Here is a 14,816-nt window from a genome sequence, read left to right on the forward strand (position 1 = left end):
TATTACTGATGCACCAAATCTTTAGGGTAACTCTTATGTTCCATAAACCCATATTCAAGCATTAATTCATCAGTTAAATATTTGACTCCTTTACAATGTAGGTCACCGACACCTTCACTGATTAATTCATAAGTTTCAGAAGTATAAAAATAATCCATACTTTCATCTAAATCTTTTCCAGTTTCTTTTGAAAACTCAATGATTATTTTTTTGTATAAAGCTTGTAATAATGTTTTGTTCGCTTCCATAACTACACTTCCTCACTATTTTTATAGACTAAATATTTATTAATAATATCTTGATTTATTATACAAATTTGATGATTAGGCTTATAAAATTGTAATCTATTAAGAGTTTCTGCTTTATCTATTAATTTATCTTTGTAAAGTTCTATAGTATTATATACTCTATCATCAGCTATTCCACCTATAATCAGATCGTATTCCAAATAACAAGTACTTCTGCCTCTACACTGTAATATAAAATCTAACCATTCATTATCATATTTTAAAAATTCTTTTACCATATAATTCTGTTTTATTTTATCAATAGATAATGAATATATATTTAGAATTCCTTTTTTACCTCTTCTTTTAAATTTAGTAGTCCAATTTACTGCTTGCTCTTTAATACCTGTCACATAGAATCCTTTACCAAAATCTAAAGCTTCTCTAGAAAAAGATATATTAGGGTTTTGCACTAGACAATAAGAACCATGATATACTATCATTTTAATATTCCCCTCTCATTAAGTACTTCAATCAAATCTTCTACTATATAATGTTTACTTTGAGAATGCAGAGGTTCATAACAAGGTATAATATAATTTTTAATAATATTGGAATCCTTGTTTAATAATTTATAAACAACTTTTGGACTTATTCCTAATTGTTCAGCTAAACTTTCAATACAAAAGATTGTAAATTCTAATGTTTTTTTATCCATAAACTCACCTCATAAAATATAGTATAGTTTAATTATACTATACTATTAATATACTTCAAATTAAAATCATCTAACCAATAATTAAAATAACTTTTTCTATATATTTTAGTTATTAATATTAAATAAATCTGTTGATATAATTCTAGCACTTGAATACTATTTCTACAATAGGATAGTTATTATCTCCACATATGTAAATCATTTATGTATATATGTAAAGATAATCCAAATATTAGCAAAATATTAATAGAATACAAAGAGATGGTGAGATACAATTTTAATAAGGTTATATTTTTTTGAAGGATGGTGTTTAGAATTGAATAAAGTAATAGGAATAGATACAGGGGGAACATTTACTGATGCTGTCATTTACGATTATGACAGTATGAAGATTCTTGCTTCATGTAAAACCCCTACTACAGTAGAAAATCTGAGAATATGTATTAATAACGTATTAGACAAATTACCTGAAGAACATATGAGTAATATCAGCACAGTATCTCTATCAACTACACTAGTAACCAATGCTTGTGTTGAAGGCAAAGGCGCAAGAGGGAAATTAATATTAATTGGGTCTAAACCAGAAGAAATATCAAAATATGGACATGACTATGGTCTTCCATCTATAGATGATATATTATTTGTTGATGGAGAGGTTGATACTCAGGGAAATATAATATCTACACCTGACTGGAACAAGTTCAAAGAAGATATAGTGAAAGAACAAAACCTGGTTGATGGATATGCAGTTGTACAAGTTTTTGGAGTCATCAATCCTGTTTTTGAATTAGAAGCTAAGAAAGTCATAAAAGAGATTAACAACAAACCAGTAATATGTGGACATGAACTATCTTCAAAACTTAATTACATGAGAAGAGCCGTAAGTAGCTTACTTAATTGTAGGATAGTTCCAATATTCAATAATTTTTTAGATGCAATAAAAGATAACTTGATGAAAAGAAATATTAATGTACATATAGTCATAGTACGAGGCGATGGCTCTATCATGACTGAAGAATATGCAAGAGAAAAACCAGTGGATACTCTACTCTCAGGACCTGCCGCTAGTGTATCAGGTGCTTTGAAACTTAGTAATCTCAATGATGGTATCGTACTTGATATGGGTGGAACTACTAGTGATCTTGCCATAGTAGAAAACAGTCAAGTCATTATGGAAGAAACAGGTGCTAATATCAACGGATATAAAACATCCACACCATCAATAGATATGAGTACAATCGGTTTAGGTGGAGACAGCGAAATTATAATTGATAAAAATGAAAATATTTTTGTTGGTCCTAGACGAGTTCAACCTATATGCAGCCTAGCTAGCAAATATCCACAGATTAAAACCTATCTAGAAAAATTAGTTAAGAATAAAACTACCCATACAAGACCTTTAGGAGTTTTTTGCTATCTTATAAAAGACAAAAACGAAATACCATATGAATGTCTAACCCATAATGAAAAGAATATAGTAAAAGCATTAAGTGATGGTCCTGTAGATGTCTCTACCCTATGTGAATCGTGTGATATATCCATATATAATCTAAGGTTAGATGGACTGATAAATAACAGTATCATAATGAAAAGCTCTCTTACTCCAACAGATATAATGCATGTTAATGGAGAATTCGACCAATGGGATGTAGAAGCCGCAACCCTTGCAGTTAAACAGTTTGCATTACAATATGGTTTTGAAGTCAATCAATTATGTGAAAAAGTCTATGATACAGTATGCGAAAACATTTATCTAATGATTGCTGATAAACTCATTGACTATGAAAATATCGTCCATTCAACAAACCGTACTAATAAAAAAGTTAAAAATGAAGAATTAATTTCATACGCAACCCAGCAAAAACTTTTAAGACATGCTTTTACGGGTCAAGGAAAATACTGTAATATTGATTTCAAAACAAACCTGCCTTTAATCGGGATAGGTGCTCCATCTAAAATATTTTTACCAAGAGTTGCAGAAAGATTGGGTACCAAATGCATTATTCCCAAGTATGCTCAAGTAGCTAATGCAATGGGAGCTGCAGCCGGTGAAATATCAGTAAGTGTTGATATTATAATAAATCCTGTATATGAAAATAATATGCTCTTATACTATAATGTCATCGTACCTGGAAACATACTACGATATGATGAATACGAAGATGCTGAAAAAGCTGCTATGAAGAAAACATATGAATATACTGAAAAAACAGCTATTGAACGAGGAACTATAAATCCTGTAATTGAGGTAACCAAACATGAAAAAAGAGCAACAATCTCCACTGATAATATAGAGTCTTCCATTCCAGTAAAAGAAAACTTTCTTATTTCTGTTATCTTTACTGGTAAAACTAAATGTAATCTATCTAACATTAGAGCTTTATAAATAATAGCTATCCCTATTATTTAATATAATTAAAGCGGTAAATGACATATTTATTACTATATTATTCGCCGCTTTTATAGCTTTTTAACTATTTATTTTTATTAGTATAATACTATTAATTCTAATCTATACTGTATCTCCTCTTTTGATATTTCTACCAATAAAGTATTTGTATATAGATAATCCTGCTATACTAATTAATGGAGTTAAAATAAAATTAATTACATTAATAATTAATCTTGTAACTAAAAATGCTGTCTTACTTAATTCCATACCTAACCAACCAGGTAATGAAACAAATAGTGTTATTGGTATGAGTCCAGTGAGCATTGCAACTACAAAATATTTTATCATGATACCTTTATCCATCATATAGAATTCTTTGCTTCTTGAAACTAATCCACTATCTTTTTCTATTACAAGAATATATTTCGCTAAACAGAATCTAATTAATATATAAATATACACAGCTATAAGCGCTATACCAAGAATCAAAGCAAAAAATGGTGATCGTAAAATAATCTGTATGAAAGAATATGCAATAAGAGCTCCTAACATTATCCCACCGATTATAAGATATCCTAGAATAAATCTAGGAAGTTTCTTGATTGAATCAACAATAACTTCTTTTTTGTTGTTATATTCTGCTTCATAAACCTTATTTATTATTGTAACAATAATAATTGTTAGCATAGCTGTTACCAGCATTTCAATAAGGGTAAACAAAACATCCGATAGAGCTGGTACCATATCTTTCTTTGGATAAATACTATATTGTTTGTATGTACTATACACATTAAATAAAATTATAATGAATTGAATCACATATAGTTCTACACCACATTTACTGATTATATGCTTTACATCATTCTTAATATCTTGAAACGTTAATCCTTTCATTTATCTATCCCTTCCTTATTAATTTACACCATCCCATTTATTATATCCTACACAATTATAGCAAATTCAATTACATAAATCAAATATGTTTACCATACATTTTATTAGTATAATAGTACTAATATTACAAATCACATATAAACAAAACTCTTTAATTGCTATTTATATCAAATAACAATCAAAGAGTTAAATATTTTATCATCCTATTATTTTACATCTAAACCCTCATCAACAATCTTAACTTCTGATTCATTCATTAGTTTTTGTATCAGCTCTTCATATTTTTCATCATTATATCTAGTCCTTATTATATCTTTCTTATCTTCAAAAGAATAATAACTACCCTCTTTTCTACTGATACATTTTATAATATAAAAAGCCCCATTATAGTCTATAATCTCACTTATCTCATTAACTTCCAATCTGGAAACTGGATTATATATACTATACTCAAATTTTATATCATTCCTTGCTGTAGTCTCATCAAATACTCTATCTATGACATCAATTCTATAACCATTTTTTTCTATGGTATCCTGAAAATCAATCTGATTATCAAATATATTGTCATGAATATCAATTAACTCTTTTATATTTGAAGCTGTCAATTTTTTATCCCGTATATCAAGTGGTGATATTTTTATTAATTTAGCTTCTATATAATCTTGTTTTTTAAAATCAGAATATAATTTTTTACTATTATCATAGTATACCTTTAGTTTTTCATCATTAAGCGCAAATTTATCAGCAGCCAATATTTCTTTTAACAACAATACTCTTTTACTGTGCAAATAACTATAATAATCGTCTTCTTGAAATTCTTTAGGTCCATAGATGATTTCACCTTTATCCAAAGCCTTTTTTCTTCTTTCATTCTCTTCAATAAAGCTCTTGATAAAAGTTTTGTAAGAGATATCTTCCACTACATTCTTCTCTCTGAATAATAGTTGCTCAATCTTTATTCTAATCATATAATCAAGATCTTGCTGAGTAGAAAAACATTGCTTGAACTCTCTTAGAGATACAGGTTCATCATTTACATAAGCTACAGTTCTATCTCCATCATCATCCACTTTATCATTAGCAACTACAACGATATATAATACTAGAAAAGTCAAGATGATAGTAATAATAATGGTAAATTTCTTTACATTAATACTTCTTTTTTTCTTTTTCATATCAATCACTCATTACCTTAAAATCGTCTCCATAACCTGCGCCTATTCCTGTATCGGGTCTATACATGTATATTATTGCGCTAGTATTGAATCTTCCAGTAGTAAATTGTACCGTTCCCTGAGTATAGGATGTAGAATCAATAGAAACGCTAACAGAGTCACCACCATATTCCTTGACTCCCAACCTAAAATCATCTCCTTGATTCTCTACTTTCAACCATCCTGTAAGAGTGTAAGTTTTTTGTGGTTCAACATTAATAACCTGCTCCCATGAACCATATTTATTCACCTTTCCACAATAACTGCCTGTACGTTGATTATTGCTGGAAACAGATGAATTCCAATCATTCCATGAATCTCCGTTTCCTGTTTCCAGTCCTTCGTTTTTAACAAGATTGATAACAGGTTGTTGTTGGTTCAAAATAACTGCCATATCATCAACATATCCTGCTCCAGATCCTGTATTAGGTCTATGTGCATATATTATAGCCGTAGTAGCAGATGCTCCTGTAGTGAACTGGATACTGCCTTGTGTATAAGATGTAGAATCAACTGTTGTATGAATTTCATTTCCACCATAATCTTTGACACCTAACCAGAATTCATCGCTTTGATTCTCTACTGCCATCCATCCTGTCAAAGTATAGGTTTTATTAGGTTGTACACTAATGACTTGTTCCCATGAACCATACTTATTCACTTTTCCACAATAATTACCAGTACGCTGATTACTGCTTGATACTGATGAATTCCAAGGATAGAAAGGTGAACCTTGTCCCGTTTCAAAACCTTCATTTATAACCTTGTTAACATATTCAGGACCTGTAATATCTCCTACTGGATACTCAAAAGCTCCAATATCAGGCTTATCATAATATAATTCATTTCCCCAGTAATCCCTACCTCCACTATATAAAATAGGAGTACCTGAATTGATCAGACTTGAATTAGGATTTAATTTGTAGCCATCCACTGTGTCTATACCTAATCCACCACTTCCGCCATTGATGAATTGTGGATCATCTGTATTCTTGTTAGGGTCATTTGGATGGTTATTATAACCATAATAATTATTGTGACTATATGTAATATTAGAAGGCCAAGTTACTGATTTTGAAGTACCAAGGTTATAAAAAATGTTATTGGACACTTTCATATCCCCTGAACCAGTATATCTCCATGGAGTAGTATTTAACCCCTGCCCTATATAGAATACATTATTATAGACATGTCCAGATGACTTACCTGAAGTAGATAAAACACCCGCTCTGTCATTTTGACTTATATTATACCTTACAACAGAATCATTAGACTCATCTTGACACATCAACATGAATCCACCTTCATTATCATGACTGTAATTATACTGGTATACAGTTCTATTGCTGTAGTCACAATCAAAAGCTTGACCATCACCATTATATTTAGTACCATATACCTCATTATATTGGAACAAAGCATCATCACAACGCCATGGCCATATTCCTGCACTATATTGTCCAGCAGCAGCTGTTGTTGTATTACAGCCATTAGCTACATTATATTCAATGATAGGATAATCACAGAACATAGGAACTATAGCATCTCCACCAGCTGCTTCTACATAATTGTTTCTAATAACTACGTTCTCAGAAGAATAGTCTTCCACTATATGATGAGGATATCTGCCACCATAACCATCATACAAGGCACACCATGAGGTAAACCCAACAGAAATACCTGTTCTATTGACATTTTTCACAGAACAATCTTCTATCAATATATCATTGAACTTAGTTTTTACAGAGTTTCCTGTTACAACAAAGAATATTCCACCATTGCCTGTATCTTTTTTAACACTATCACCGTTAACACTATGAACCTCAAGATTTTTTAGATAGATATGATTTGCTACACCATAATCATGAGCCTCTACCTTTACTCCTGTTCTACCAGTTAATTCAGTAGCCCCTTGATTAGTTATCTCTAGGTTATTGATTTCCCAGTATTGTTCATTATATAGATATAACGTAATCAGAACCTGACCCTGTCCATTAATTATTGGTTTCTCCCCACTTCCATACATATCAATAATTATTGGACTACCTTCTGTTCCTGAACCCCTAGGTTTCAACTGACCATTCCATACCCCACCAGCTTTTAACAAGATCTTATCCCCTGATGAAAATACCACTGAATTAATTTTCTCCAGAGACTTCCAAGGAGTATTAGTACTCACCCCATCATTGGTATCATTTCCGTTAACAGAATCAATATAATATGTTGTTCCACTTGCTTGTACCGATAATGGACGAACCACCATCATACTTAAAATTAAACTAACCGCTAGAATAAAATGAAATGTTTTAGATACCTTTTTCCTCATACAATACAATTCCTTTCATGTAATATTTTAAAGAATATATAAGCTTAGTTGAATTACATGTCATTATCCCCAATTATAGTATCAATATATATTCTTTCAAACATATTATCATAAGATTCTTAAAACAAGTATGGATGATTATTATAATTTTATATATAATTCTTAGATTTTATAGGTATAATTATTAGTATATAAAAAAATGGCAAAAGAAATTTGAAACTTTTTGGATTGTTTCTTAGTCTAATTAGTGAAATTGAAATTTCAATTACATAAATAAGGACGTGAAGATATGACCTTTGGTCTTAGAAAGAAAAGTTACGTCAAAGAGAGGGAGGATAAATTTCTATCTTTGATAAATGAGAACCAAGAAAAATTATATAAAATTGCATATAGCTATGTGAAAAATAAAGAGGATGCTTTAGATATCGTACAAGAATCAGTTTACAAAGCGTATATCTCATATCATAAAATACAAAAAGCGCAATATGAAAAAACCTGGTTAACGAGGATTCTTATTAATACTTCTATTGACTTTATTAATAAGAACAGGAAAATAGTATCAATAGATATGAGTTACATTGAAAATATGAGTGGTTCCAGTAATGAAAATCTAGATGCAAAACTTATTGTCAGAGAAGCTCTGGATAAACTTACTGAAAAACAAAAGACCATTATCATTCTGAGGTTTTTTGAGGATATGAAGCTTGAGGAAATCGCAAATATTTTAGAGTTACCAGTAAGCACTGTGAAAACCACACTTTATAGAACTCTAAAAGAAATGAAAATTGATTTGAAGGAGTAGAAATTATGAATAAAAACAGCTTGTTTGATTTAAAAAAAGATTATGATGGAATCCAAATTCCTACAGAACTTAACGAAAATATACAGGCAGGTATAGAAAGAGGGCGTTTACAAATGAATAAAGATAATAAGAATAATAAACATACAATACTTAAAATATGTGCTAGTTTTGCTGTTGCTCTAACATTGGTTACAGCAGGAGTCAATATGTCATCATCCTTTGCAAAATTTTTACAGGATATACCTTATGTTGGTAACCTTGTAAAAGTTCTTCAATTCAACAATGGCAAATCAGATGGTGGATCAATAACCGATGGAACAGATATAAGCGGTATAGATTCCTTTGAAGAAGAAGGATATGAAAATATTATTATAAACTTCTCACAGAATGATGAGTTACAAGAAAACGTGGGAGCATTTAAAGTAAATTATAATGAAAACCCATATACAATGACCTTTGAAATAGGTGGTGCTAGAAGTTTCTCTGCTGAAGAAAACTTCGAAAAACTACTAGACAACAAGTATGTGAAAGATGTTTATAAAATTATTACACTAGATGATTCTATGGTTAGATTCGTAATTGAATTCAATGGTCCAGTTGAGTACAAAGTAGAAGAAAGAAAATCTCCTGCAAGTATAATTGTTGGATTAAAAGAAGATGAGGACTATCAAGAAAAGAAATCATATTCATTAAGAACTCAATCATATGAATATGGAGAAACTTTAGGTTCTTTGGAAGAAAGCTTAATAGCTGATTATGAGCCAAGAATCCTTAAGGACGAAAATGGATTATTCTTTGTAGAAATTGGTTCTTTTACAACAAAACAAGAAGCAGATAAGCAGCTAGATGAATTAGCGAAATCAATTGATACAGAATTATTAGTTGAAGAAAGAACTGGTATAGAAAAACCACAAAGTATTGTACCAGAGATAACTGATAATAATGAAACTACCACTAACCCTGAATCAGATACTGATGCTTCTAATGAATCAGCATATTCAGTATCTATTTCAGAAGATGGCAATCAGTACTATGGAAAAGTTGAAATCCTCAGCGATGGACTTAGTATCTATAATGATGAAGATAAAGAAACCGTAAAATATGATTATAAAAATATACAGCTAACAAAATCATTAGGAGAAAATTCTTTTGTTTTGGAGATTAAGTCAGGTGATAAAAATATAATGATTACTGGAGTATATTCTGATTTCTTTGAGAAGCTTGGAAAATATTCAGTTGTTGAGTAATAATACTATTACATTATTTCTATAATGTTTACCATAGAAAACCCATTATTCTAGGAATGATGGGTTTTTGTTTTTATGTATTCAATTAGTTTTGTTTTCCAATTACTATCCTTATAATAGAATCTCATATTTCTTTTTGCTCTATTATATCCAATAATATCTGCTGAAGTTAATATAGAAACCAGCTGACTGGAAGATTGTGCAAATATAGTATCAGCTTTAATTTTTTCGTAGATAAAGCTACCAAAACCCTCTTTTTCAATACCGTCTTTCATTTTATCAACACTATTAGCTAAGGGTAATTCCTTTTTAATTCTTAGAAAATCTACAATATTATCCAAATCATTATCTGTAAAAAATGAAGTGTGCTTTGAACCATTTGAAAATACCCTGTAAATTGTTAAACCTTCATCTTCACAATACTTCCATTTAAATTTTTTAGCTTTTTCTCCCAAGGTTTCACCTTCTAAAAAAGTCATATTTATATCTTTCCTCCTTAATTCTCTTATAAAGGGTGCTTTGACCTGTGTAGAGATAATATCTCTATATGCTTTAGGTTTTCTGAATGCATTCCCCCAAGTTTCTCTATTTCTATAGTCCCTTAGAGTCTCAAGGTTAAAATCAGCCATGAATATTCCTTCACTTTCATCTGCTTCTACTAATTTCATATCCCTAGAATTACCTTTGTTATCAAATCCCATTCCATCAAATGCTACTGAATGACCTAAGTCTTCGCCAGCATAATTACATACTGCTATACCTACCATGTTTTCGTAAGCCCTAGTCCTAATCTGAGACATTCTGTTAATTTCTAGTCCACAAGCGTTAGGTACTAAGATTATTTCTGCACCTTTTAACATTAATACACGTGCACTTTCTGGAAATTCTCTATCATAACATATCATTGCACCTATTTTTACGTTACCTTTTGCTGTATCTAATTCTACAACTTTGAATTCATCACCAGATGTACAGTGATACTCTAAGGAAAAATCACATGTATGAACTTTTGCATATGTCATAACAATCTTACCATTACGATCAATTATTGATAAAGTATTTCTAGGATTTTCTTTGTTGTATGTTTCTAGGTATGTTACGCCTATTGCAATATTAAGTTCTTTTGCTAAATTACAATAATGTTTTATGTACTCACTATCCGTTGATATACTCTGCTGTTTCCATTTTTCCAGTAATTCTGGGTACTTAGGTTTTCGTGGGTCATAGCTATAATCCCATACTTCATGATGATATGGAGTATATCCTATGTTCCACATCTCTGGTAATAATGCAATATCAGCACCTGACTCGGCTGCTTTGCGACAAAAGGCATCAGCTTTTATATGATTAGCTAATTGGTCATTTTGGTTTGGTTCTAGTTGTAGTAGTGCTATTTTTAGATTCATTCCGTTACCTCCTTACTATTCATCAATTAGGAATTTATTTAAGTTCTTGTATGTTTACTTGTTCTTTTAATCCTCGCTTAATAATATAAAACTTATCCTTACCTATAAATTTAATACCCTCATTATTAATTCTTATACCGCCATCTTCTGGTATTGCATAAATTTTATCTATTCCATGCTCTTCAATTATTTGATACAAATTTTCATCATGCTCGTTAGTATAATGTACATCAACATTGATACCGTTAGTTAAATCTATACCATCTAGAACTATATTTTCAGGATAGTCTTGATCTTTTGTGATAATGCATTTTTTGCATATAGATAAGGCTCCTGCACTTATACCTATTATTATTCCTTCATATTCCGATAAGCAATTATCTAGTCTTTTATTTGATATAAATTTTAATTGAGTAATTGGGTCACCACCCATTAAAAATATAACATCACTTCTAATTATCTTATCTTGTGCCGAGATAACATCATCTTCTTGATTAATCATACTAACCTTATCAAAATTGATCCCTATATCACTAAACCACGATAAATTTACTTTTTTATATTTTTCGCATTTAATTTTATCTTGTGGAGATGTAGGTATAAAAGTTATGCTATTTTTATTTTTCAGAACTGACCTAAATTCATTCTGTAAATCTTCTTTAAATCCTAAGCCTCCACCTAGTAAATATATCATATCATCCCACCTCCACTTACTTCTTTTACTATCCATTACTCAAATATTCTATTGATAAACATCAACTTTTTTTACACAATGTTTGCTAAGAATATTATCTATTCTTTCAATTACAACTATCCCAAAATCTAAGTGCTCCTCTATACCTTACACCATTTTCAAATATCCCGTCACCAATCCTTTTATGATTATAAATGGTACTTATACATATTAAAACAAATACAATTATTGCTGCTACTAATTCATACTTGGTATAAGGGTCATATTCCAGAGAGATTAGTAGAATTATCATCATTATTACTGACCAAAATAATACTATAAATTGAACAATACACGTTGCTATTATTGATGATTTAATTTTATATAATTGTTTACCCCCTAATAATTTTTCCAGAATGGGTACAGTACCAATAATAATAGTATACTTAGAGCAAAGAAAAAGGACAATATAAATCACCATCAATTTTATATTAAATATTATGCTTCTATTCTAATATTAACTTAGCTTAAGTAATATCTTCTAGTTTATGCTTTTAGAATCATATATCTTATCTATATGATTCAATATATCAGTATCTCTTTTATCGGTCTTCCCATTATAATTCTTCAATCTAGCTGTATAATGTATTAAATAATATTCATCCCCGTCATAAATAGCTAATTTATAATTTTTTTTATTATTGATAAATGTTAATTCATATGTAGGACCATTAGGATAATTTACAATATCACTCTTTTTATATTGGATTTTATTAATCTTATTAATAAGATTAGTTACTTCTTTTTTATCTTTAATAATTATGTTTTCACCACTTCTCAAGTCAAGTATTTTAATTTCACTAACTTTATTAGAAATATGTGGAAACTTAGATGAATTAATAAAATAATAAGCTATCAAAATTATAAATACTATAATAGAAATTATAAGTATGTATATGTATTTATTCTTACCCATAACCCACCTCCACAATTAACGTATAAACGGTGTTTCATATTTTTTGCATATATATCCTAGTAGTTTTTTCCGCATTAGTATTCTTTAACTCTCTAATTATAGCAAGAATAGTAAATACACTAACTCCTATTAATAAATCTATCCAAAAATCTCCAGATATTATTTTATCACTAAAACCATATCTTATTAATCGCATAAGAAAAACTGTACATATACCCATGAGTGTGTAGTATAAAATATTCTTTATTGATTTCATTAAAAATCAACTCCTTAATAGCTACTTTCTTAATATGTCTATTTGCTGAATATATTATAGCATAATTCTCATAATTATATTACAATTTATCTTTAGTTATATAAACTATAAAATATATATAAAATCAATTTATGAAAATATATAGATATATTGTTAGAATAATACAAATTCTGCTTATATAGCACAAATAGTTAAAACAATTATATAAAATACTAAATATTATAAATTATGAATATACATTTAAATTTAATTGTGTTATAATTAACCAAATAAAATTATTTATTCTTTACATATAAATAATTGCTGTAAACCAAAAGGTTATTAGGTTACAAATGTTCATTTAACCCAATAACCTTTCTCCTTTTTAGTAATTTCTTAATATGTTTAATCCGTGATTGCTTTTTCCATTTCAGTATATTGATAAACACCTACTGCCCATTTCCCCAAACGGGTAGTTATTTTATGTACATCCTTAAATCCCAATCTCTTATATAACTTATGAGCTTTAGGATTGTCTTCAATAACTGCTAAGCTAACTTTGTCTATACCCTTCATGGATAAAGCAGTATCAAAAGCCTTATCTATTAATATACTACCAACTCCAAGACCTCTAGCTTTTTCTGACACTGCAATATTATCTATATAAATCTCACCTTTTTTTGGATTATGATTCATTAGTTTTAGCTTAGCCATAGTTTTTATAGTTGATATAAGTCCATACTTCTTTACTAATAGAGAAAACTTAAGGTTGTGTCTTTTCTTTTGCTTTCTTTGTCCTACCCACCTAAGAAGCATCAATCCTATAATATCACCATCAATCTCAGCAATAAAATAACCTTCCTTATAATGAGTTCCTAGGATTCCAAACTCATCTAAAAAATCATTTTTGCGTTCATCAGGTAAATCTAGTAAATTCTTCACTTTATTATTAAATCCATCTAGATAGATTTTTGAAATATCTTTTTTATCTTCTGTTTTAATATTTCTAATTATTAATTCATTAATATTATACATATCTCAACTCCTAACAATAATTTTTTTCATAACTTCCTCAACTAAATACATTCATACTCTAATATATATCAATATATAATTTTAAAATTTTCTTAATGTTATTATACTATTTAAAAAACGTTATTTCAAATTAATAATTCAGCATTTTTAAAATTATACAAAAACGCAAAAATACCCTAGTAAAATATTTACTAAGGCATATTATTGTTATTTAAAATAAGTTTTATTAAATTTAATGAGTTAATTATTAATAAGTTTTGTATCTAATTACTCATTTGTAAAATGTTTTTCCTTATGTGGAAATTGCTTTTCAAATTCATTTAGTTCATCTGTTGTTATCTTAAAAACAGGGTCTTCGTAAAACTTACCAGTAATTCCTTTTAGTGAACCTTCATGTAATTCAAATGCCATAAACTCTTCAAAATTAACTCCCCAATATGTTTAATTACTTTGGCTTTTGAATAAATTATATAACTTTGGCGTGTTATTGAAATACCACGCTTAATACAATGCTCAATTTTTTCAAACAGTCTATTTCCTTTCTTTCTATGATGTTGAAATTATATCATGTTTTATCCAATTATACAATTTACTAGGATGTTTTAATATTGAGATTCCATCATGTATTACGATTACTTGACAGTAACTTATAAAGTCTTGAAGTTGTT

At 29.1% G+C, this 14,816-nt stretch carries 16 protein-coding genes; 3 read left to right on the forward strand and 13 right to left on the reverse strand.

Annotated features, from left to right (window positions below; translation table 11 throughout):
- Window positions 1–2: 2 nt before the first annotated feature.
- The 3 genes from HYG85_RS01790 to HYG85_RS01800 are packed head-to-tail and all read right to left on the reverse strand — an operon-like array spanning window position 3 to window position 945.
- Entirely contained in the window at window positions 3–248 is a 246-nt protein-coding gene (locus HYG85_RS01790; RefSeq protein ID WP_212692030.1) for a hypothetical protein, read from the reverse strand.
- A 2-nt stretch (window positions 249–250) separates the two neighbouring features.
- The gene (locus HYG85_RS01795; protein ID WP_212692031.1) at window positions 251–730 is read right to left on the reverse strand and encodes a DUF3990 domain-containing protein; all 480 of its coding nucleotides are present in this window, start codon (window positions 728–730) and stop codon (window positions 251–253) included.
- Window positions 727–945 carry a DUF3791 domain-containing protein gene (locus HYG85_RS01800; protein WP_212692032.1) on the reverse strand — a complete coding sequence of 73 codons (219 nt, stop codon included), beginning with the start codon at window positions 943–945 and terminating at the stop codon, window positions 727–729. The genes HYG85_RS01795 and HYG85_RS01800 overlap by 4 nt, the downstream gene beginning before the upstream one ends.
- 316 nt (window positions 946–1,261) lie before the next feature.
- Between HYG85_RS01800 and HYG85_RS01805 the strand changes: the two genes are divergently transcribed.
- Window positions 1,262–3,331: a hydantoinase/oxoprolinase family protein gene (locus tag HYG85_RS01805; RefSeq protein WP_212692033.1), complete on the forward strand. Its 2,070-nt coding sequence runs from the start codon at window positions 1,262–1,264 to the stop codon at window positions 3,329–3,331.
- Between the two features lie 126 nt (window positions 3,332–3,457).
- Here HYG85_RS01805 and HYG85_RS01810 read toward each other — a convergent pair whose 3' ends face one another.
- From HYG85_RS01810 to HYG85_RS01820, 3 genes are all read right to left on the reverse strand, one after another.
- Complete coding sequence (locus tag HYG85_RS01810; RefSeq protein WP_212692034.1) at window positions 3,458–4,231, reverse strand: hypothetical protein; 774 nt, start codon at window positions 4,229–4,231, stop codon at window positions 3,458–3,460.
- A 206-nt stretch (window positions 4,232–4,437) separates the two neighbouring features.
- Complete coding sequence (locus HYG85_RS01815; RefSeq protein ID WP_212692035.1) at window positions 4,438–5,409, reverse strand: peptidylprolyl isomerase; 972 nt, start codon at window positions 5,407–5,409, stop codon at window positions 4,438–4,440.
- Between the two features lies 1 nt (window position 5,410).
- Complete coding sequence (locus HYG85_RS01820; RefSeq protein WP_212692036.1) at window positions 5,411–7,774, reverse strand: carbohydrate binding domain-containing protein; 2,364 nt, start codon at window positions 7,772–7,774, stop codon at window positions 5,411–5,413.
- A gap of 289 nt (window positions 7,775–8,063) precedes the next feature.
- Here HYG85_RS01820 and HYG85_RS01825 point away from each other — a divergent pair, with 289 nt between their 5' ends.
- Entirely contained in the window at window positions 8,064–8,576 is a 513-nt protein-coding gene (locus HYG85_RS01825) for a sigma-70 family RNA polymerase sigma factor (RefSeq protein WP_212692037.1), read from the forward strand.
- Window positions 8,577–8,581: 5 nt separating this feature from the next.
- Window positions 8,582–9,823, forward strand: coding sequence for a hypothetical protein (locus HYG85_RS01830; RefSeq protein ID WP_212692038.1), 1,242 nt, complete (start codon window positions 8,582–8,584; stop codon window positions 9,821–9,823).
- Between the two features lie 50 nt (window positions 9,824–9,873).
- Here the strand turns inward: HYG85_RS01830 and HYG85_RS01835 are convergent, their stop codons facing one another.
- The 7 genes from HYG85_RS01835 to HYG85_RS01865 all read right to left on the reverse strand — a co-directional run bounded on the left by HYG85_RS01835 (window position 9,874) and on the right by HYG85_RS01865 (window position 14,559).
- Entirely contained in the window at window positions 9,874–11,229 is a 1,356-nt protein-coding gene (locus HYG85_RS01835; RefSeq protein ID WP_212692039.1) for a carbon-nitrogen hydrolase family protein, read from the reverse strand.
- A 34-nt stretch (window positions 11,230–11,263) separates the two neighbouring features.
- Window positions 11,264–11,923, reverse strand: a complete 660-nt coding sequence (locus HYG85_RS01840) for a Type 1 glutamine amidotransferase-like domain-containing protein (protein ID WP_212692040.1) — start codon at window positions 11,921–11,923, stop codon at window positions 11,264–11,266.
- A gap of 106 nt (window positions 11,924–12,029) precedes the next feature.
- Window positions 12,030–12,218, reverse strand: a complete 189-nt coding sequence (locus HYG85_RS01845; RefSeq protein ID WP_212692041.1) for a hypothetical protein — start codon at window positions 12,216–12,218, stop codon at window positions 12,030–12,032.
- A gap of 225 nt (window positions 12,219–12,443) precedes the next feature.
- Window positions 12,444–12,878 carry a hypothetical protein gene (locus HYG85_RS01850; protein WP_212692042.1) on the reverse strand — a complete coding sequence of 145 codons (435 nt, stop codon included), beginning with the start codon at window positions 12,876–12,878 and terminating at the stop codon, window positions 12,444–12,446.
- A 34-nt stretch (window positions 12,879–12,912) separates the two neighbouring features.
- On the reverse strand, window positions 12,913–13,134 hold the full coding sequence (locus HYG85_RS01855; protein WP_212692043.1) for a hypothetical protein: 222 nt from the start codon (window positions 13,132–13,134) through the stop codon (window positions 12,913–12,915).
- A gap of 384 nt (window positions 13,135–13,518) precedes the next feature.
- Window positions 13,519–14,148, reverse strand: coding sequence for a GNAT family N-acetyltransferase (locus HYG85_RS01860; RefSeq protein WP_212692044.1), 630 nt, complete (start codon window positions 14,146–14,148; stop codon window positions 13,519–13,521).
- A gap of 267 nt (window positions 14,149–14,415) precedes the next feature.
- On the reverse strand, window positions 14,416–14,559 hold the full coding sequence (locus tag HYG85_RS01865) for a hypothetical protein (protein WP_212692045.1): 144 nt from the start codon (window positions 14,557–14,559) through the stop codon (window positions 14,416–14,418).
- Window positions 14,560–14,816: the final 257 nt, after the last annotated feature.

It is taken from the genome of Vallitalea guaymasensis (assembly GCF_018141425.1).
In the GTDB taxonomy this organism is placed as follows: Bacteria; Bacillota; Clostridia; order Lachnospirales; family Vallitaleaceae; genus Vallitalea; species Vallitalea guaymasensis.